The sequence below is a fragment of the Bradyrhizobium nitroreducens genome (assembly GCF_002776695.1).
Taxonomy (GTDB): Bacteria; Pseudomonadota; Alphaproteobacteria; order Rhizobiales; family Xanthobacteraceae; genus Bradyrhizobium; species Bradyrhizobium nitroreducens.
Window position 1 is genome coordinate 6,383,666 of the sequence record NZ_LFJC01000003.1, and the last position, 18,658, is coordinate 6,402,323.

At 64.3% G+C, this 18,658-nt stretch carries 14 protein-coding genes; 6 read left to right on the forward strand and 8 right to left on the reverse strand.

Annotated features, from left to right (window positions below):
* Positions 1 to 9: 9 nt before the first annotated feature.
* Both TSA1_RS30480 and TSA1_RS30485 read right to left on the reverse strand, forming a co-directional pair.
* Entirely contained in the window at positions 10 to 2,703 is a 2,694-nt protein-coding gene (locus TSA1_RS30480) for a bifunctional acetate--CoA ligase family protein/GNAT family N-acetyltransferase (protein WP_100179552.1), read from the reverse strand.
* Between the two features lie 66 nt (positions 2,704 to 2,769).
* Complete coding sequence (locus tag TSA1_RS30485) at positions 2,770 to 3,609, reverse strand: universal stress protein (protein WP_100179553.1); 840 nt, start codon at positions 3,607 to 3,609, stop codon at positions 2,770 to 2,772.
* Positions 3,610 to 3,773: 164 nt separating this feature from the next.
* Between TSA1_RS30485 and TSA1_RS30490 the strand changes: the two genes are divergently transcribed.
* The 3 genes from TSA1_RS30490 to TSA1_RS30500 are packed head-to-tail and all read left to right on the forward strand — an operon-like array spanning position 3,774 to position 7,301.
* Positions 3,774 to 4,757, forward strand: a complete 984-nt coding sequence (locus tag TSA1_RS30490) for a zinc-dependent alcohol dehydrogenase family protein (RefSeq protein ID WP_100179554.1) — start codon at positions 3,774 to 3,776, stop codon at positions 4,755 to 4,757.
* A gap of 23 nt (positions 4,758 to 4,780) precedes the next feature.
* Positions 4,781 to 6,343 (forward strand): bifunctional aminoglycoside phosphotransferase/ATP-binding protein, encoded by a 1,563-nt coding sequence (locus TSA1_RS30495; protein ID WP_100181425.1) that lies wholly within the window; start codon positions 4,781 to 4,783, stop codon positions 6,341 to 6,343.
* The gene (locus TSA1_RS30500; protein ID WP_100179555.1) at positions 6,330 to 7,301 is read left to right on the forward strand and encodes a CHAD domain-containing protein; all 972 of its coding nucleotides are present in this window, start codon (positions 6,330 to 6,332) and stop codon (positions 7,299 to 7,301) included. Before TSA1_RS30495 ends, TSA1_RS30500 begins: the two co-directional genes overlap by 14 nt.
* A 99-nt stretch (positions 7,302 to 7,400) precedes the next feature.
* On the opposite strand, the gene TSA1_RS30510 is transcribed toward TSA1_RS30500, so the two are convergent.
* Complete coding sequence (locus tag TSA1_RS30510; RefSeq protein ID WP_100179556.1) at positions 7,401 to 9,263, reverse strand: PHA/PHB synthase family protein; 1,863 nt, start codon at positions 9,261 to 9,263, stop codon at positions 7,401 to 7,403.
* A 202-nt stretch (positions 9,264 to 9,465) separates the two neighbouring features.
* On the opposite strand from TSA1_RS30510, the gene TSA1_RS30515 reads away from it, so the two are divergent.
* Positions 9,466 to 10,194, forward strand: coding sequence for a CBS domain-containing protein (locus tag TSA1_RS30515; RefSeq protein WP_100179557.1), 729 nt, complete (start codon positions 9,466 to 9,468; stop codon positions 10,192 to 10,194).
* 6 nt (positions 10,195 to 10,200) lie between these two features.
* Here TSA1_RS30515 and TSA1_RS30520 read toward each other — a convergent pair whose 3' ends face one another.
* The 3 genes from TSA1_RS30520 to TSA1_RS30530 all read right to left on the reverse strand — a co-directional run bounded on the left by TSA1_RS30520 (position 10,201) and on the right by TSA1_RS30530 (position 13,035).
* Positions 10,201 to 10,659 carry a RidA family protein gene (locus TSA1_RS30520; RefSeq protein WP_100179558.1) on the reverse strand — a complete coding sequence of 153 codons (459 nt, stop codon included), beginning with the start codon at positions 10,657 to 10,659 and terminating at the stop codon, positions 10,201 to 10,203.
* 19 nt (positions 10,660 to 10,678) lie between these two features.
* On the reverse strand, positions 10,679 to 12,370 hold the full coding sequence (locus TSA1_RS30525) for a benzoate-CoA ligase family protein (RefSeq protein WP_100179559.1): 1,692 nt from the start codon (positions 12,368 to 12,370) through the stop codon (positions 10,679 to 10,681).
* Positions 12,371 to 12,516: 146 nt separating this feature from the next.
* Positions 12,517 to 13,035, reverse strand: a complete 519-nt coding sequence (locus TSA1_RS30530; protein WP_174719141.1) for a MarR family winged helix-turn-helix transcriptional regulator — start codon at positions 13,033 to 13,035, stop codon at positions 12,517 to 12,519.
* A 249-nt stretch (positions 13,036 to 13,284) separates the two neighbouring features.
* On the opposite strand from TSA1_RS30530, the gene TSA1_RS30535 reads away from it, so the two are divergent.
* Together TSA1_RS30535 and TSA1_RS30540 are read left to right on the forward strand one after the other, a co-directional pair.
* Complete coding sequence (locus TSA1_RS30535) at positions 13,285 to 14,457, forward strand: ABC transporter substrate-binding protein (RefSeq protein WP_100181427.1); 1,173 nt, start codon at positions 13,285 to 13,287, stop codon at positions 14,455 to 14,457.
* A gap of 28 nt (positions 14,458 to 14,485) precedes the next feature.
* Positions 14,486 to 14,941: a cupin domain-containing protein gene (locus TSA1_RS30540; protein ID WP_100179560.1), complete on the forward strand. Its 456-nt coding sequence runs from the start codon at positions 14,486 to 14,488 to the stop codon at positions 14,939 to 14,941.
* A 7-nt stretch (positions 14,942 to 14,948) separates the two neighbouring features.
* Here TSA1_RS30540 and TSA1_RS30545 read toward each other — a convergent pair whose 3' ends face one another.
* Both TSA1_RS30545 and TSA1_RS30550 read right to left on the reverse strand, forming a co-directional pair.
* Entirely contained in the window at positions 14,949 to 16,199 is a 1,251-nt protein-coding gene (locus TSA1_RS30545) for a flavin-dependent oxidoreductase (RefSeq protein WP_100179561.1), read from the reverse strand.
* Between the two features lie 52 nt (positions 16,200 to 16,251).
* Positions 16,252 to 18,603 carry a bifunctional salicylyl-CoA 5-hydroxylase/oxidoreductase gene (locus TSA1_RS30550; RefSeq protein ID WP_100179562.1) on the reverse strand — a complete coding sequence of 784 codons (2,352 nt, stop codon included), beginning with the start codon at positions 18,601 to 18,603 and terminating at the stop codon, positions 16,252 to 16,254.
* Positions 18,604 to 18,658 lie beyond the last annotated feature (55 nt).

Genomic DNA, 18,658 nt, shown 5'->3' on the forward strand with positions numbered 1-18,658 from the left:
CGGGCGTCCTCAAAGGGTCAGCTTGACGTCGCAGATATCGGGTTCGGCCGGATCCGGCTTGACCTCGAAGCCGAGCTGTCGGCACATTTCGAGCATCACGGTGTTCTCCTTGAGAACGTCGCCCGAGATGACTTTCAGCCCTTCCGACTTGGCATAGTTGATGATGAGCTGCATGAGCGCCCAGCCGAGCCCCCTGCCCTTGAGATCGGAGCGCAGCAGGATCGCGTATTCGCCGCTCTCGTAGATCGAATCTGAATGGAGCCGGACCACGCCGACCATTTCGCCCGTGGCCTCGTCGAATGCGATGAAGGCCATCGCGCGCGCATAATCGAGCTGGGTCAGGCGCGCGATGAACTCGTGGGTAAACTCCTTCATCGGCGCAAAGAAGCGCAGGCGAAGATCGTGCGGCGTGACGTGACGCAGGAATTCGTGGATGGTCGGCTCGTCCTCGGGGCGCATGGGCCGCGCGAAGATGCGCCAGTCGTCCTTGAGCTTGAGGCGGCGCTCCCATTGCGATGGATAGGCGCGAACGGCGAAATTGGCCGGGCCGGAGCCGGCAAACTTCCGTTGCGGCGGGCCGACCGCGACACGGGCATCGACCGCGGTCACGCCGGTTTCGTCCGCGAGCAGCGGATTGATGTCGAATTCGCGGATTTCGGGAATGTCAGCCGCCATCTGTGCCAGCTTGACCAGCACCATGGCCACCGCATCTTGCTTGACCGCCGGCACATCGCGGTAGGCCTTTAGCAGCCGCGATACGCGGGTGCGGTCGATCAGGTCGCGGGCGAGCTGCAAATCCAGCGGCGGCAGCGCAAGGGCCTTGTCGTTGATGATCTCCACCGCTGTGCCGCCACGGCCGAACACGACAACGGTGCCGAAAGTGGGATCGTCGGCCAGTCCCAGGATCAGCTCGCGCGCTTTGGCCTTGACGACCATGGCCTGGACGATGACGCCGCCGATCCGGGCCTCGGGCCGCAGCTTCTTCGCCCGCGCGAGAATGTTCGCCGCAGCCCCTCGCACGGCGTCAGGCGTGGTCAGATTGAGAACGACGCCGCCGACATCGGATTTGTGGGTGATGTCCCGCGACATGATCTTCAGCACGACGGTGCCACCCTGTGCGAAGATCTCGTTTGCATAGCCTACCGCCTGCTCGACATCTGCTGCCGCATAGGTCGGCACCATCGCGATGTCATACGCTTCGAGCAGGTTCTTGATCTCGACCGGCTCGAGCCATTCACGACCGTCGGCGATCGCGGCGGTGACGATCTCCCTCGCCCCCCGGGCGTCGGGAACGAACGTGTCGGGCATCGCTGGAGGAACCTGGCTCAGCTCCTCCACCACTTCGCGGTGGCGGACCAGATGCATGAAGCCGCGCACGGCGTCGTCCTCGGTCGGATAGTTCGGCACGCCGGCGCCGGAAAGCGCCTGAATGATCTGCTGATCGGCACCGACCCAGGCGGCCAGCACCGGCTTGGCCCATCGGCTGTGCTCCTTTCGATACTTACCGACGAGCTCCGTCACGGTGGCGGCGATCTCGGCCGCCGAGGCGATGGCCGTTTGCACGTTGAGGACCAGGACCGCGTCATTGTCGCGATCGGCCAGCAGCACCTCCAGCGCCGCCGCATAGCGCGCGGCGTCAGCGTCGCCGACGATGTCGACGGGATTTGCACCGGACCAGGTCGGCGGCAGCGCCGCGTCGAGCTTCTCGCGCGCCTCCGCCGAGAGGGTCGCCGGAATTCCACCGAGCTCGACCAGTCGATCGACGGCGAGCACGCCGATGCCGCCGCCATTGGTCAGGATGGCGAGACGCTTTCCGGTCGGCGATTCGACACGGCCGAGCGTCTCGGCACAATCGAACAGCTCGCGCAGGTCCGACACCCGCAGGACGCCCGCGCGGCGGAACGCCGCGTCATAGACGGCGTCGGCGCCAGCGAGCGCGCCGGTGTGGGTCGCCGCGGCTTTCGCGCCCTGCGCCATGCGACCGGACTTCACCACGACGACGGGCTTCACGCGCGCGGCCGCGCGCGCCGCCGACATGAACTTGCGTGCGTCCTTGATGGACTCGATATAGAGCAGGATCGCGCGGGTCTTGTGATCCATCGCGAAATAGTCGAGCAGATCGGCAATGTCGACGTCGATCTGATCGCCGATCGAGACGATGCCGGAGAAGCCGACGCCGCGCTGCGCAGCCCAATCGACCATGCCGGCGGCGATCGCCCCCGATTGCGAGATCAGCGCGAGGCTGCCCGCCCCCGGCATATGCGCGGCAAAGCTGGCATTCAGGCTGACCCCGGGCATCATGATGCCGAGGCAGTTCGGTCCGATCAGCCGCATGCCGTATTTACCGGCCGCTGCGATGGCAGCCTCGTGCAGAGATCCCGGTCCATGGCCGAGCCCGGCCGAGACGATCAAAGCGCCCGCCGTGCCGCGGCGCCCGGCCTGGTCGATGATGCCGGGGATCTCGCGCGCCGGCGCGGTGATGACCACGAGTTCGGGCACGAAATCCAAGGCGTCCAGACTCTTCACCGCCGCCATGCCGCCGATTTCCGCATGGCGTGGATTGACGAGGCCGAACCGCCCCTTGAATTGGGCCTTGCGAACGTTCTCCAGAACGGCGCGTCCCACCGAGACCGGGCGAGCGCTGGCTCCGACAAGCGCAACCGAACGCGGCGCCAGCAGGTTGTTCAGACGATAGGTTGACATGAAATCAAATGCGCCCGGTCGGAGACGGTTCCGATGGTTGACGATCAGTCGGGACGAATGGCGAGCCTAGTGTGAGATCATAACCCAGCACGGTGGCTGGCCAATGACGGTCTTTGTCACACCGCCCCAGACGATCTCGTTCAGACGCGAATGATGATAGGCGCCCATCACGATGGCGTCCATATCATGGGAATTCACAAAGTTTTCCAGGACCTTGCCGATCGAGCTGCCGCGGCCTTTCACCGTTTCGAACGAAGCATGGACACCGTGCTCCCTGAGATGATCGACCAGGGCGGTTCCGGATTGCACGATCGCATCGGTCTTGTCATCCGCCACGGTCACCACGCGGACGGTCGCCGCCGCCTGCAGGACCGGCAGCGCGTCGCCGGTCGCACGCGCCGCACGCGCGGAGTGATCCCAGGCGATCACGACATTCTCGAATTTGGGCCGAAGCTCGTTCGCGAGATGTTCCGGGCATAGCAGGAGCGGTCGGCCGGATCCGAACAGGAAAGCTTCGACAATGCTCTCTGTCCGACTGTCGTGCGGCTTCACGGGAAGCAGCGTGAGATCGCTGAAACGGGCGTGCTCGGCCACGACCGCCGCGATCTGGTCCGCCGGCACCTTGCCCGTTCGGCTCCGGGCGAGAATCTTGGCGCGGGACGTCGCACTCGTGAATGCGTTCAGAAGCTGCTGCATGTCGCTCACCTCGCCCGAGCTGCCGGCTTCCGCGGCTTCGCGATCGTAGGGCAGCATCACCTTCGGCCGCTCAAAAACTTCTTCCTCGAGCGCGAGCGCGGTGATCCTGGCGCCGAGTTCGGCGGCGACGGCCACGCATTTGTCGATCGCAGCCAGCGCCGCCCCGCGCGGCTGGCCGACAAGCGGCATAAAGACATCCTTGATCGGCATCGGGATTCTCCTTGGCTGCCACAATAGGCCGGCTCTGGTCGAGCCGCTTGATCCTCGTCAAGCCAGGGGAACTTCGGCCAGAACAGGCGTTGACCGGCATCAAGGACTGGCCGCCCGGTTGTTCTACGGATAATCCAGTGGGAGCGGTTGCCCCGGAGAAGCTCATGCGTGCGATGGTGTTGCCGGCCCCACGAACGCGGCTCGAGATAGAGGAGCGGCCCGACCCGATACCCGGCGAGGGTCAGCTCCGGGTGAAGATCAGCGCCTGCGGCGTATGCCGGACCGATCTTCACCTCGTCGATGCCGAGCTGCCCGATATTCGCTACCCGATCGTGCCCGGTCACGAGATCGTCGGCCGGGTCGATCTCGTGGGTCCGAACGTCGCAACGCATGCGCCGGGTGATCGGGTCGGCATTCCCTGGCTCGGCTTCACCTGCGGACATTGTCGCTTCTGCCGGGACGGCATGGAAAACCTGTGTGATGCGCCGCTGTTCACCGGCTACACGCGCGATGGCGGCTATGCCACCCACACCATCGCCGACGCACGCTACGCCTTTCCCCTCGGCGAGGAAGGCGACGACGTGGAGATTGCGCCTCTATTGTGCGCGGGGCTGATCGGCTGGCGCTCGCTGGTGCTGGCTGGCCCCGCCGAACGGCTCGGCCTCTACGGCTTCGGCGCGGCCGGCCACATCATCGCGCAGGTCGCGCGCTGGCAAGGGCGATCCGTCCATGCCTTCACGCGACGCGGCGATGCTGCCGCACAAGACCTTGCCCGTCGTCTCGGCGCGGTCTGGGCGGGGGCATCCGACGAGGTGCCCGAGGAGCCGCTCGACGCGGCCATCATCTACGCACCATCTGGCGAACTTGTCCCGGCCGCGTTGCGCGCGGTCCGCAAAGGCGGTCGCGTCGTATGCGCCGGCATCCACATGACCGACATTCCAGGCTTTCCCTATGATCTGCTCTGGCAGGAACGGCAGCTGGTCTCGGTCGCCAACCTGACCCGGCAGGATGGCCTGGATTTTCTCAAGATCGCTCCGCAAGCCGGCGTGCGCACGGAAACGACGGCATTTCCGCTTCACCAGGCCAACGACGTCCTGAACATGCTGCGAGCCGGTCAGATTCTCGGCGCGGCCGTGCTGACGCCCTGATGGTGCTTACGGATGCTCGTTCCATGACAGATGAAATGGCGCCCCAGGAGCGGATCTTCCGGACGCTGACCGACCATCCCGGCGTGACGCGGATCGACACGCATGGCGCCGCGGTGTTCCTCGACGGCAAGCGCGCGCTGAAGATCAAGCGTGCCGTGAAGTTTCCCTTCCTCGACTACTCGACGCTCGAGAAACGCAAGGCCGCTTGCGAGGAGGAAATCAGGATCAACCGGCCGCTGGCGCCGCAGATCTATCATCGCGTCGTCGCGATCACGGAAGAGCCGGATGGGTCGGTGCAGGTCGACGGTCCCGGCCGGCCGATCGAGTACGCGGTCGATATGTCGCGTTTCGACGAAAGCAGGACGCTGGATCATCTGGCAAAGACCGGGCCGTTGGATGCGAAACTGGCCTCGGCTGCCGCCGACGCGATTGTGGCTTCGCACGCGGCGGCGATTCACGCCGACGGAAAAGCGTGGGTCTCGTCCATCCCTGCCTTGATCGACGGCAACAGTCACGGCCTGCGGACAGGCGGCAGTTTCAACGCTGACGAGATCGACAAGCTCGACAAGGCATCGCACGAGGCGTTCTTGCGCCTCCGTTCCCTGATCGCGGAGCGCGGCCGTCAGGGCTTCGTGCGCCGCTGCCACGGCGATCTGCACCTGGCAAACATCGTGCTGCTCGATGGCCGGCCCGTTCTGTTCGACGCCATCGAGTTCGATGCGCAGATGGCAACCGTCGACGTGCTCTATGATATCGCATTCACGCTGATGGATCTGCTGCACCACAATCAGCCCAGCGCCGCCAACATCGTCCTGAACCGTTATCTCGCCGCGACATCTGCCGACAATCTCGACGCGCTCGCGCTTCTGCCGTTGTTCATGTCCATACGGGCCGCGATCCGCGCCCAGGTGGCTTTGGCACGGCTGAGGCCGCCGCACTCCGATGACCCCGGCATTCTGGATGAGGCCCAACGCTATTTCGACCTCGCCAGGACGCTGATCCATCCGGCCGCTCCGCGCCTTATTGCGGTCGGCGGATTGTCAGGCACCGGCAAGACGGTTCTGGCGCAAGCACTCGCGCCCCTCGTCGCACCGCCGCCCGGAGCCGTCGTGCTGCGCAGCGACATCGTCCGCAAGCAGATGTTCGGCGTCGAAGACACCCACCGCCTGCCGCCGTCCGCCTACACGTCGGAGCACGCGGGCCGCGTCTACGACAGGCTGGTTCAACTCGCCCGCCGGGTGCTGGCGCAAGGCCATTCGGCAATCATCGACGGCGTGTTCGCGCGTGAGGACGAACGGGACGCGATCTCGGCACTGGCGCGCAAGAGCAAGGTGCCGCTGAACGGCCTGTTCCTGGTTGCGGACCTTGCGACCCGGCAGATGCGGATCGGAAGCCGCCGGGGCGACGCATCCGACGCCACGCAAGAGGTTGCCGCGCTGCAAGAGCACTATAATATCGGTCATGTCGGTTGGGCGACCGTCGATGCATCCGGGACGCAAGAGCAGACGCTCCAGAACTGCCGGGACGCGATCGCTGAAGGCAAGCAGGGCAATCTGATTGGTGCGGGCAAAGATGGCGCGACCTAGCACGACCTCGACGGCCGCTCGTCTCACGCCAGCGGCACGGCGGAATGCCTTGCCCGGCCGCCTCAGTCCCGGCATGGCCTGCGATACGGCGTTCCGGATCATCGCGCGCCGCCACCTCGCGGCCGTCCTCGCCCAGCATGACGGCACCTGCCGCGGCGATCCCGACGCGCTCCATCAGATTCGCATTGCGCTCACGCATCTGCGCACCGCCATCCGCTTCTTCTCGCCGATGGTCGACGACGCTCAGCGGCCGCATGTCTGGGCCGAACTGAAATGGCTGAATGGCCAGCTCGGCATGGTCAGGGACCTCGACGTGGCGATCGAGCGGGTGATCGCCGAGAGCGACGGCGAACTCGTCGAGGTCGCCGAGCTCCGGCACTGGGACGAGAAACGGGCCGAGAGCCACCGCCTGCTCGCGCGCGCGCTGCAATCGGCGCGCTATCGCCGCCTCGTCGAGCAGACCTCGGCCTGGATCGAGAGCGGCCCCTGGTCGACCCGGCGCAGCAAGGAGGCCATTCGACTGCGCCGCTCGACGCTCGCTGAACATGCGATGCAGAGGCTGACCGAATGGGAGACGACGCTGCTCAAGAAGGCGCGAAAGCTCCGCAAGCTCGACGTCGAGAAACGCCACAAGCTGCGGCTTCTCAACAAGCGGATGACCTATTCGATCGAGTCGCTCCAGGACCTGTTCGCCGAGGAAGCCCTGAAGAAGCAGCAGTCCATCCTCAAGAAATTGCGCAAGGCGCAACGGTCGCTCGGGCAACTGAACGACGATGCGCGTGGACAGGCATTGGCGGCGTCGTTGAACGGCGCCGGCCTCGATGCCAGCCATCGCTTCCTCGACCGCAAGCGGGAAAAGAAGCTGTTGCGAGCGGCCTCGGCGGCCTACCGCAAACTGGACAAGACCAAGCCTTTCCGCTCCTCTGTTCTCGCGCCGAATTCCGAGCCCGAAGCTTAGAGCGTTTTCGAGCGAAGTGGACACCGGTTCGCGTGAAGAAAACGCGTCAAAACACGAATCCAGAGCTTCGGTTCTGATTCAATCAGAACCGAAAATGCTCTAGGTATGGACGTAGTTCCCTGGTGCATCGGGCAGGTCCGCAGCGTCTCCAACGCCGATCTGCGGTGGATCGCAGGGCGCGCCGGAGCGCGCCGCCAGCCAATTGGTCCATTCCGGCCACCACGACCCCTCAACGTGCGGAGCCAGCTTCAGCCATTCGTCCGGACCGACATAGGGCGCGTCCTCCGCCTTGGTCAGCACCTGATAGCTGTGGCCGGCCTCCTCTGGAGGCGCAACGACACCGGCGTTATGACCGCCGCTGGTCAACAGGAACGTCACGTCGGCATCGACCTGATAGTGAATCTTGTAGACGGATCGCCATGGGGCGACGTGATCGGCGAGCGTGCCGACCACGAACATCGGCGCGTGAATATCGGACAGGGAAACGCTCCGGCCGCCGACGTGATAGCGACCTCCGGCCAGATCGTTGTTGAGGAACAGCTTGCGCAGATATTCCGAATGCATGCGATACGGCAGCCGCGTGGCGTCCGCATTCCAGGCCATCAGATCATTCGGCGGCGCGACCTCGCCCATCAGATAGTCGTGCGACAGACGCGACCAGATCAGTTCGTTCGAGCGCAGCAGCTGGAAGGCGCCGGCCATCTGCGTCGTGTCGAGATAGCCGCGCTGCCACATCATGTCTTCGAGGAAGGCGACCTGGCTCTCATTGATGAAAAGCGTCAACTCTCCAGCCTCGGTGAAGTCGGTCTGGGCCGCGAGGAGCGTGACAGTGCCGAGGCGATTATCACCGTCGCGCTCCATCGCGGCAGCGGCGATCGACAGCAATGTGCCGCCCAGACAATAGCCGAGCGCATGGATCTTTCGGCCCACCACAATCAGGCCGATCATGTCCAGCGCGGCCATGACGCCCAGCTTGCGATAGTCGTCGAAGGCGAGATCCCGATCTCTCGCATCCGGGTTGCGCCAGGAGATCGCGAACACGGTGAAACCTTGACCGGTCAGGTATTTGACCAGCGAGTTCTGCGGCGAGAGATCGAGGATGTAGTACTTCATGATCCAAGCCGGCACGATCAGAATCGGCTCGGGCCGGACCTGCGCCGTGGTCGGATGGTACTGGATCAGCTCGATAAGCTCGTTGCGGTAAACGACCTTGCCGGGTGACGCCGCCACCGTCTTGCCGACCACGAACTGCGCGTCATCTGTCAATTTTGCGTTGGAGAGCAGGCGCATCAGGTCGCTGCACCAGTTCTGCCAGCCGAAGACGAAATTCTCCCCTCCACTCTGGAACGCCTTCTCCAGCACCTTGGGATTGGTCGCCGCGAAATTCGACGGCGCCAGCATGTCCAGCATCTGACGAATCGAAAACTCGACGATCGCTTCATTGGCATGCGAAACGCCGCGCACGCCAGTCGTGGCATCGTGCCACCAACGCTCTCCGAGCAGGAATGCCTGCGCCAGCAGATTGAACGGCGCAGTCTCCCATTGTGGCCCGCTGAAGCGGCGATCGCGCGACTGCGGCTGAATCACGGACCAAGGCTTTTGCTCCGGCGACGTCGCGTGCGCGACTGCTTCAGCCAGCCGACCGGTGTCGCGCAAGATGTTGCGGGAAATCTCCATCTGGCGCTGCGGCGCCGCTGCGAGATGCGAACTCCAGTCGAGCCAAGCGAGCGACAAGGCCAGCGGCGAAATGCCGCCCGTGAATCGCGCCAGCATCGCGTGAAACGCGCGGTCGAGGGGATATGGCTCTGATGCAGGCAAAGGCTCGGCGGCAACCGGCGTCGGCGCAAGCGCAGGCTTCTCGGAACTCGTCATCGCGGCTTCCGGAGGAGCGGCTGGACTGACGGGGAGAGCCAGCGCCGCCGTTTCTTCTTCAGTCCGGGGAAAGATCTGGACGACGCTCATGGCTAAATGTTCCTGTCGGTCTAACTGAAACAGCATATGACCAAGCTTCGCATAGGGGTTGAGCTGCATCAAATCCCGCCCGCCAGATCACGTTTGCTTAATCGAGGAGATCGGCTTCGCCCAATTGACCTGAGTCAAACCGCACCTCGATACCCGAGCTAGTTTTCGTGCATCGAAATTGAACAAGCCAGCGGAGTTGTCCATGCGCGCCCACCAGATCATGACCCGGTCGGTCATCTCGGTTACCCCCGACACCAGCATCGTCGAGGCGGCGAATATCATGCTCAAGCGGCATGTCAGCGGTCTCACGGTCGTCGACGATACCGGCAAGCTGGTTGGCGTCGTTTCGGAAGGAGATTTCATCCGCCGCAGCGAAATCGGCACCGGGCGCAAGCGTGGGCGCTGGCTGCGGTTCATCCTCGGCCCGGGCAAATCCGCCAGCGACTTCGTCCACGAGCATGGCCGCAAGGTCGCGGAGGTCATGACCGACTCGGTCGTCACCATCACGGAGGATACCGCGCTCGCCGAGATCGTCGACCTCATGGAGCGCAACAACGTGAAGCGGCTGCCGGTGGTGCGCGGCGACAAGGTCGTCGGGATCGTATCGCGGGCCAATCTGCTGCAGGCGGTGGCGGGGCTTGCGCGCGAAGTGCGGGATCCGACGGCCGATGACGACCACATTCGCAGCCGCATCATCGACAGCATGGAGAAGAACGACTGGTGCCCCTTCGGGCTGAACGTCATCGTCCGTGACGGTATCGTTCACCTCAGCGGCGTCATCACCGAAGAGCGCACGCGGCAGGCCGCGATCGTCGCTGCGGAGAACGTCGAGGGCGTGAAGAAGGTGCACGACCATCTGTGCTGGGTCGACACCATGTCGGGCATCTACCTGAATTCGCCCGAGGACGAGGAGCTCTCCAAGGCGAGCTGACGCGCGTCAGCGCGGAATGACGGCGGTGGCCTCGATCTCGACGCGCGCCGCCTTCTCCACCAGGCGCACCACCTGCACCAGCGCCATCGCGGGGTAATGCGCGCCGAAGACGGCACGGTAGATCTTGCCGAGCTCCTTCAGGTTGGACAGGTACTCGTCTATGTCGACCACGTACCAGGTCAACCGCACGAGGTGCTCGGGCCGCGCGCCGGCCTCGGCCAGAATCGCGGCGATGTTGCTCAAGGTCTGGCGCACTTGTGCGACGAAGCCGTCGGCGAGACGCTCCTCGATATCCCAGCCGATCACCCCGCCGGTGACGACGATGCGTCCCTCGGCGGCCATGCCGTTGGCATAGCCCTTCGGCATCGGCCACCCCGACGGCTGGAGCACCTGCACCCGCGAACGGGTGTCATCCTCGGCGGCGGTCGACAGCACTGCGAGCTGCGGGCCTTTCGGCGTCGTCACGGACAATTCTCCATCCCTCTCATTCCGCCGCGACGCCTGAGGACGTCACCGCAGCCTGCGCCAGTTGCCGCAGGGCAAAGCGCTTCAATTTTCCGGTCTCGGTCTTCGGCAGTTGCGCCACGAACTCGATGGCGCGCGGATATTTGTACGGCGCGATCTCGCGTTTGACATGCTCCTGCAGCTCGGCCACGAGCTTTGCATCCGGCGTCACGCCGGCCGCCGCGATGACATAGGCCTTCACGATCATGCCGCGCGCCTCGTCTGGAGCGCCGACCACGCCGCACTCGGCAACCGCCGGGTGCGTGAGCAGCGCCGCCTCGACGTCGGTGCCCGCGATGTTGTAGCCGGCCGACACGATCATGTCGTCGGAGCGGGACTGGTACCAGAAATAACCGTCGCTATCCATCAGATAGGTGTCGCCGGTGATGTTCCAGCCGTTCTGGACGTATTTGCGCTGGCGCTCGTCGGCGAGATAGCGGCAGCCGGTCGGCCCCCGCACGGCAAGCTTGCCCATCGTGCCCGGCGGCAGGTCACGGCCGTCATCGTCGACGATCTTCGCCTCGTAGCCCGGCACCGGCTTTCCGGTCGCGCCCGGGCGAATCTCGTCCTCGGTCGCGCTGATGAAGATGTGCAGCAGCTCGGTCGAGCCGATGCCGTCCATCAGCTTGAGGCCGGTGGCCTTGAGCCAGGCATCGAAGGTCGGCTTGGGCAGTGTCTCGCCGGCGGAGACGCATTTTCGCAGCGAGGAGATGTCGCGGCCGGCGAGCTTGCCGATCATGGCACGGTATGCCGTCGGCGCCGTGAAGCAGACCGTGGTCTTGTACTGCTCGATCGCATTCAGAATGTCGTCCGGCGTCGTCTTCTCCAGCACCACGAAGGAGGCGCCGATGTGCATCGGAAACAGCACGCCGCCGAAACCGAACGTGAAGGCGAGCGGCGCCGAGCCGACGAAACGATCCTTCTGCTCGGCGCGCAGGATGTTGCGAGCATAGCCGTCGCAGACCGCGAGCATGTCGCGGTGGAAATGCATGGTGCCCTTGGGATTACCTGTCGTGCCCGACGTGAAAGCGATCAGGCAGACGTCGTCGGAGGCGGTGTCGACGGCATTGAACTCCGGGCTCGCGTCCGCCATGAGCGCTTCGAGCGAGTCCGGCGCGCCATTGCCCCAATAAACAACCCGCTCGAGATTCGGCGCAGCAGCTTTCGCCTTCTCCATTTCCTCGGCGAGCTTGCCGTCGCACAGCGCCAGCGTAATCTCTGCCTTCTGGATCGGGTAGGACAGCTCCTTGGCGCGGAGCAGTGGCATGGTCGCCACCACGATGCCGCCGGCCTTGATCACCGCGAGATAGGTCGCAACCATCATCGGGTTGTTGGCAGAGCGCAGCAGCACGCGACCGCCGGCGACGAGACCGAGCTTGCCGACCAGCACGTTGGCGATGCGGTTCACCAGCGTTTGCAGCTCGCGATAGGTGTAGCTGATTGCGGGGCTGATGACGCAGAGCGCGTCGCCATGGCCCTGCTCGACCCAGCGGTCGAGGAAGTAGCTGACGCAGTTCAATCGGGGCGGATAGTCCAGCTCGGGCCGCGTGAAGATGAATTCGGGCCACAGCTCGCGCGGCGGCAGATGCTGCCGCGCGAACGTATCGACATGGGCCGTCGCGGCGTTGCCGTCATGCGAGCCCGTCACTTGAACCTTGGCGGCGTTGGCCATCGCACGCTCCTTTCAGCATGGATTGCACCCGGCAGCACGATCTGGAAAACATTTTAGGCTTAAAACAATTCGGCGCAATAGCGGATTTTGGGCATGGCGTGCTTTTTCCTGTGGCAAAGGGATTGGGCGGATTGCTCGCCCAGCGCTTACGGCCGGCGGCGGGCGGCCGATTTCTGCGCCGACGCCTTGGTCTTGGCGAGCAGCCGCATCAATTCGCGCACGTCCTTCGGCGAGAGGTCGGCGAACAGATCGGCGATCCAGGTCTCGTGTTCCGCAGCCATGCGGCGGAACTCGGCGCGACCGAGCTTTGTGAGGCGGATCACCTGGACACGGCGGTCCGTCTCCGACGTCCGCCGGTCGAGATGGCCGGATTCCACAAGACGTTCGACGAGACCGGTGACGTTGCCGTTCGACACCATCATGCGCTTGGAGACATCGGACAGCGTCATGCCGTCGGGTGCCTTGTCGAGCTGCGCCATCAGGTCGAAACGCGGCAGCGTGACGTCGAAGCGCTGCCGCAGCCGGCCTCGGACCTCGCCTTCGATCAGCGTCGTGCACGTGAGCAGGCGCAACCACAGTCGCAGTTCGTCGGCGTGATCTTCCGGCGTTTCGACGGCCTTGGTCTCGGAATCGAGCATCGCGGTGCAGTCACTCTCGGCGGGCATTGGCGCCGGCACGGATTCCCCAACATTTTGAGCTTCAAATAAATCGGGTCCGGCCGCAAGCCCAAAGCTGCAACAATCGACCGCACGTCAACTTCTTTAGGCTTCAAATAATTGGCGCGCCACTTGCATGCGCGCTGCCCGCACGAATGGCGGCGCGTCGAGCTTGCTTGCCGCGGCAGCCATCATCGGCATAAGCTTGGATTGGAGTACGCGGCTTGCAGCGCAAGCCCGATGTCACGGGGACAGATCATGAAAACGCAATTGACCTTGGCCGCAGCCTTGCTCGTCGGCACCGCCCTCAATCCAGCCGTGGCGCAGGAAAAGATCAAGCTGGGTGTGGTCGTAACCCTGTCGGGGCCTGCCGCTGCACTGGGCCAACAAGTCCGCGACGGCTTTGCGCTCGCGGTGAAGGATCTCGGCGGCAAGATGGGCGGCCGCGACGTCGAGGTGATCGTCGCGGATGACGAGCTGAAGCCGGATGCGGCGGTGACCAAGGTCAAGGGCCTGCTCGAGCGCGACAGGGTCGACTTCGTGGTCGGCCCGATCTTCTCCAACATCCTGCAGGCGATCCATCGGCCCGTGACGGAATCGAAAACCTTCCTGATCAGCCCCAATGCCGGTCCGTCGACATTCGCCGGCAAGGACTGCAACCCGTTCTTCTATGTGACCTCGTATCAGAACGACCAGGTGCACGAGATCCTCGGCAAGGTCGCGCAGGATCGCGGCTACAAGCGCATGTACCTGATGGTGCCGAACTATCAGGCCGGCAAGGATTCGGTGGCGGGCTTCAAGCTCGACTACAAGGGCGAGATCGTTGAGGAATCCTACATGCCGCTGAACACGCTGGATTTCCAGCCGGAGCTTTCCAAGATCTCCTCGCAGAAGCCCGATGCACTGTTCACGTTCATGCCGGGCGGCCTCGGCGTTAATCTCGTCAAGCAGTATCGGCAGGCCGGCCTTGCCGACAGCATCCCGGTGCTCTCGGCGTTCACGGTAGATGAATCGACCCTGCCGGCGCAGCAGGATGCGGCCGTCGGCATGTTTGGCGGAGCGAACTGGGCGCCCAACCTCGACAATCCCCAGAACAAGACGTTCGTGGCGTCCTATGAGGCCGCCTACAATGTCGTGCCCGGCACCTACGCCTTCCAGGCCTACGACGCCGCGATGCTGATCGACAGTGCGGTCAAGGCCGTGAAGGGCGACCTGTCGAACAAGGACGCCGTCCAGGCCGCGCTGAAGAAGGCTGATTTCACCTCGCTGCGCGGCGCCTTCAAGTTCAACACCAACGGCTATCCGATCCAGGATTTTTATCTGACCAAGGTCGCCAAGCGTCCGGACGGCAAGTTCCAGACCGAGATCGTGCAGAAGGTCTTCGAGAACTACGGCGACCGCTACGCCAAGGACTGCAAGGCGGCGAACTAAAGCCGCGACGGGTTACGGGAGGACTTCAATGAGCAGCGAAATCACCGGCATCACACGGGCCAATGAGGGCATCCAGGGCATTTCCTGGAACATTCTGGGCCAGACCTATGTGCCGAAGAGCAAGACCGAGCACAGTTTCTCCTGGCACGCGACGCTGCCGCCAGGCACGTTCGTGCCGCCGCACATTCATCCCGACCAGGACGAATATCTCTATATGCTGGAAGGCAAGCTCGACTTCATGCTCGGCAATTCGGAGGCGCAGGCGACCGCAGGTGACCTGATCCGGCTCGGCATGGGCGTGCCGCACGGCATCTTCAACAAGTCGGAGCAGACCGCAAAGGTGCTGTTCTGGGTCTCGCCGACCAAGAAGCTGTTCGACCTGTTCTGGGGCCTTCACAACATGAAGGAACAGAAGCCGGAGGACGTGGTGGCGATGGCGGCCGAATTCAACATCCACTTCCTGCCGCCGCCGCCCGGCGGCTAGCCGCGCATTAGGCGCGCACCGCCGCGAGCCCCGGCACGGCGGCGAAGCCCGCCTTGGTGGCATAGCCGCGCACGATGGCCTCGCGCTGGGAATAGCTCAGCACGTTGTCCACATTGTCGAAGCCGTCGGGTGCGAGCTGCTCGACGGCGTCGATAACGCCCTCGGGGCCGCCGCGCCGGTTGGAACGAACGATATCCGCCGTCATCGGCAGGCGCTTCTTCTCGTATTCGAGCAAGGCCTGGCGCGGATGCTCGGCGCGCACCAGCGCGTCCGCAAGGCAGCGCGCATCGAGGATCGCCTGCGATGCGCCATTGGAGCCGACCGGATACATGGGGTGCGCGGCATCGCCGAGCAGCGTGACGCGTCCGGACGACCAATAGGGCAACGGATCGCGGTCGCAGGTCGGATACTCGTAGAATTCGGGTGTCGCGGAGATCAGACTCTTCACGTCGATATAGGGCACCGAGAAGCGGGCCACATGGGGCATCAGCTCCTCGCGGCGGCCCGGCCGTGACCAGTCTTCCTTGCGCGGCGGCGGAGCATTGCCCTCACCGACCTTCACCAGCACGGCCCAATTGGTCAGGCGGCTCGCCGGGCTCGATCCCTCCGCGATCGGATAGATCACCACCTTGGCATTGAGACCACCGGCCACGATCATCGATTTGCCGGTGAGGAACAGCGGCCAGTCGCGCGCGCCGCGCCACAGCATCAGGCCGTTCCAGCACGGCGGGCCCTCGTTCGGAAACAGCGTCTCGCGAACGCGGGAATGAATGCCATCGGCGCCGATCAGGATATCGCCGCGCGCGGTGTGAACATGCGCGCCGGCGCGATCGAAGAAATAGGCGGTGACGCCACCCTCGTCCTGCGTGAAGGCGCCGAGCCTGCAACCGGTGTGGATGGCATCAGCTCCGAGCCGCTCCTCGACCGCACGGTGGATGACGCCCTGAAGGCGGCCGCGGTGGATCGAGAATTGCGGCACGTCGTGGCCGGCATCGATCCCGCGAGCTTCGCGCCAGACCTCCTGGCCGTGACGGTTGAGATAATAGAGCTGGTCGGTGCGAACAGCGACGTCGTCGAGCTTCTGAAGCAGGCCGAGCCCGGCGAGCTCGCGCATGGCATGCGGCAGCGTGTTGATGCCGACGCCAAGCTCACGAATGGTGTCGGCCTGCTCGAAAATCTCGCAGTCGAGGCCGCGCGAGCGCAGCATCAAAGCGGTGGTGAGACCACCGATACCACCACCGACGATAATCGCCTTCATCGCCCCTTACTCCACTCAAAACACAGGCAATGGGTTAACGTCGCACGGGCGGTCACTCCGCCGCAAGCGGCTTTGTCGCCTCCGCCTTGAGCTCGGCCCGGGTCTTGGGCTTAGCCTTAATCCGCAGCTCCTCCAGGTCCTGGCGATCGCGGACGCTGTTGCGGAAAATCTGATCCATTCCGGGCAGATATTGCGGCGGGCAGTACGCGTCCTTTGCGCCGTACCAGGCCGCCGCCCTCATGGTGAAAAAGGGATCGACCAGATGCGGCCGGCCAAGGGCGACGAGGTCCGCCCGACCCGCGGCCAGGATGGTGTTGGCCTGGTCCGCCGTCGTGATATTGCCGACGCACATCGTGGCCACCCGCGCCTCATTGCGGACCTGATCGGAGAACGGCGTCTGGAACATGCGCCCATAGACCGGCTGCGCATCTCGCACGGTCTGCCCGGTCGAGACATCGACGAGATCGACGCCGGCCTCGGCAAAGGCGCGCGCAATGGCCACCGCATCGTCGCCGGTGATGCCGCCTTCCGCCCAATCGGTCGCGGAGATACGCACCGACATCGGCTTGTGCGACGGCCACACCGCGCGGAGCGCCTCGAAGATTTCGAGCGGGAAACGCAAGCGGTTTTCCAGCGAGCCACCATACTCGTCCGTGCGGGTGTTGGTCAGCGGCGAGATGAAGCTCGCGAGCAGATAGCCGTGGGCGCAATGCAGCTCCAGCATGTCGAAGCCGCAGCGTTCGCCGCGCTCGGCCGCCGCGACGAAGGAATCCCGCACCGCATTCATGCCGGCGCGATCGAGCTCGCGCGGCACCTGACTGTCGGGGAAATAAGGCAGCGGTGACGCCGAGACCACGTCCCAGCCACCTTCGTCCAGAGGACGGTCGATGCCGTCCCACATCAGCTTGGTCGCGCCCTTGCGGCCGGCGTGCCCGAGCTGAAGGCAGATCTTCGCAGCCGAATTGCCATGGACGAAATCCACGATGCGACGCCAGCCGGCCTCTTGCTCATCGTTCCACAGGCCGGCGCAGCCAGGCGTGATGCGGGCATCGCGGCTGACGCAGGTCATCTCGGTGAAGATGAGGCCCGCACCACCGATCGCACGCGATCCGTAGTGGACGAGGTGAAAATCGGTCGGCACGCCTTCCTTGGCCGAGTACATGCACATCGGCGACATCACGGCGCGGTTGGCGATCTCCAGCTCGCGCAGCCGGAACGGCTGGAACAGCGGCACTGCAGGCTTTTCGGTGTCGACGTCAAAGCCGCCGGCGCGAACCTGTTTGGCAAAGGACTTCTCGACCTCGGCGACGAAATCGGGCGCCCGAAGCTTGAGATTGTCGTAGGTGATCGCTTTCGAGCGCGTCATCACGCCGAAGGCGAACTGCACGGGATCGAAATCCCAGAAGCGGTCGACATGCTCGAACCAGACCAGCGAGACATCTGCAGCGTGCTGCGTCTTCTCGACCTCCTCACGCCGGCCATGCTCGTAGACGTCGAGCGCGGCCTTGATGTCAGATGCCTTCTCCATCGCGTCGGCCAGGGCGATGGCATCTTCCATCGCGAGCTTGGTGCCGGAGCCGATCGAGAAATGCGCGCTCGCCTTGGCATCGCCAAGCAGCACCATGTTGTCCTTGACCCAGCGCTTGCTGCGGATCATCGGGAAATTGCGCCACATCGAGCGGTTGGTGAGCAGCTTGTGGTCATCGAGGAACCAGCCGAAGATCTCGGCCATTCGGGCGGCGGACTGCGTCTCGTCCAGCCCCTTCAGCCCCGCGCGTTCGAACGTCTTGGGGTCGGTCTCGAAGATCCAGGTCGAGTGCCCCGCCTCGTATTGATAGGCATGGGCAATGAACGGGCCCCACTCCGTCTCCTGAAAGATGAAGGTGAAGGCATCGAGCGGCCTGGTCGAGCCCATCCAGGCGAACTTGTTGGTGCGCAGATCGACTTCCGGCTGGAAATGATCGACGTATTTTTCGCGGAAGCGGCTGTTGATGCCGTCAGCGAGCAGGATGAGATCGGCATCGGCGAAGCGGGATTCGTCATCGACGTCGGCTTCGAAATGCAGCACCACGCCGAGCTCGCGCGCCCGCTCCTGGAGGATCAGCAGCAGCTTCTGCCGCGAGCAGCCGCAAAATCCGTTGCCGCCGACCCGGTGGACGGTGCCGCGAAAATGCACCGCGATATCGTCCCAGTAGGCGAACTCCTGGGTGATGCGGCGATAGCTCGGAAGATCGTGCTTCTCGAAATTGTCCAGCGTGGCGTCGGAGAACACCACGCCGAAGCCGAACGTGTCGTCGGCGCGATTGCGCTCGTACACGGTGATGTCGGCGCCCGGGCGCTGCTTCTTGAGCAGGATCGCAGCATAGAGACCCGCAGGTCCGCCACCGATGATCGCGACTTTCATGGGACCTCGCCAATTCACCCGGCCATGAAAACTATTTTAAGCCTAAAATAATTTC

Coding starts and splice junctions, on each gene's coding strand:
- TSA1_RS30490 (WP_100179554.1), top strand. CDS start 3,774: ATGCGTGCGATGGTGTTGCCGGCCCCACGAACGCGGCTCGAGATAGAG.
- TSA1_RS30535 (WP_100181427.1), top strand. CDS start 13,285: ATGAAAACGCAATTGACCTTGGCCGCAGCCTTGCTCGTCGGCACCGCC.
- TSA1_RS30510 (WP_100179556.1), bottom strand. CDS start 9,263: ATGAGCGTCGTCCAGATCTTTCCCCGGACTGAAGAAGAAACGGCGGCG.
- TSA1_RS30540 (WP_100179560.1), top strand. CDS start 14,486: ATGAGCAGCGAAATCACCGGCATCACACGGGCCAATGAGGGCATCCAG.
- TSA1_RS30525 (WP_100179559.1), bottom strand. CDS start 12,370: ATGGCCAACGCCGCCAAGGTTCAAGTGACGGGCTCGCATGACGGCAAC.
- TSA1_RS30530 (WP_174719141.1), bottom strand. CDS start 13,035: ATGCCCGCCGAGAGTGACTGCACCGCGATGCTCGATTCCGAGACCAAG.
- TSA1_RS30550 (WP_100179562.1), bottom strand. CDS start 18,603: ATGAAAGTCGCGATCATCGGTGGCGGACCTGCGGGTCTCTATGCTGCG.
- TSA1_RS30495 (WP_100181425.1), top strand. CDS start 4,781: ATGACAGATGAAATGGCGCCCCAGGAGCGGATCTTCCGGACGCTGACC.
- TSA1_RS30480 (WP_100179552.1), bottom strand. CDS start 2,703: ATGTCAACCTATCGTCTGAACAACCTGCTGGCGCCGCGTTCGGTTGCG.
- TSA1_RS30500 (WP_100179555.1), top strand. CDS start 6,330: ATGGCGCGACCTAGCACGACCTCGACGGCCGCTCGTCTCACGCCAGCG.
- TSA1_RS30515 (WP_100179557.1), top strand. CDS start 9,466: ATGCGCGCCCACCAGATCATGACCCGGTCGGTCATCTCGGTTACCCCC.
- TSA1_RS30485 (WP_100179553.1), bottom strand. CDS start 3,609: ATGCCGATCAAGGATGTCTTTATGCCGCTTGTCGGCCAGCCGCGCGGG.
- TSA1_RS30545 (WP_100179561.1), bottom strand. CDS start 16,199: ATGAAGGCGATTATCGTCGGTGGTGGTATCGGTGGTCTCACCACCGCT.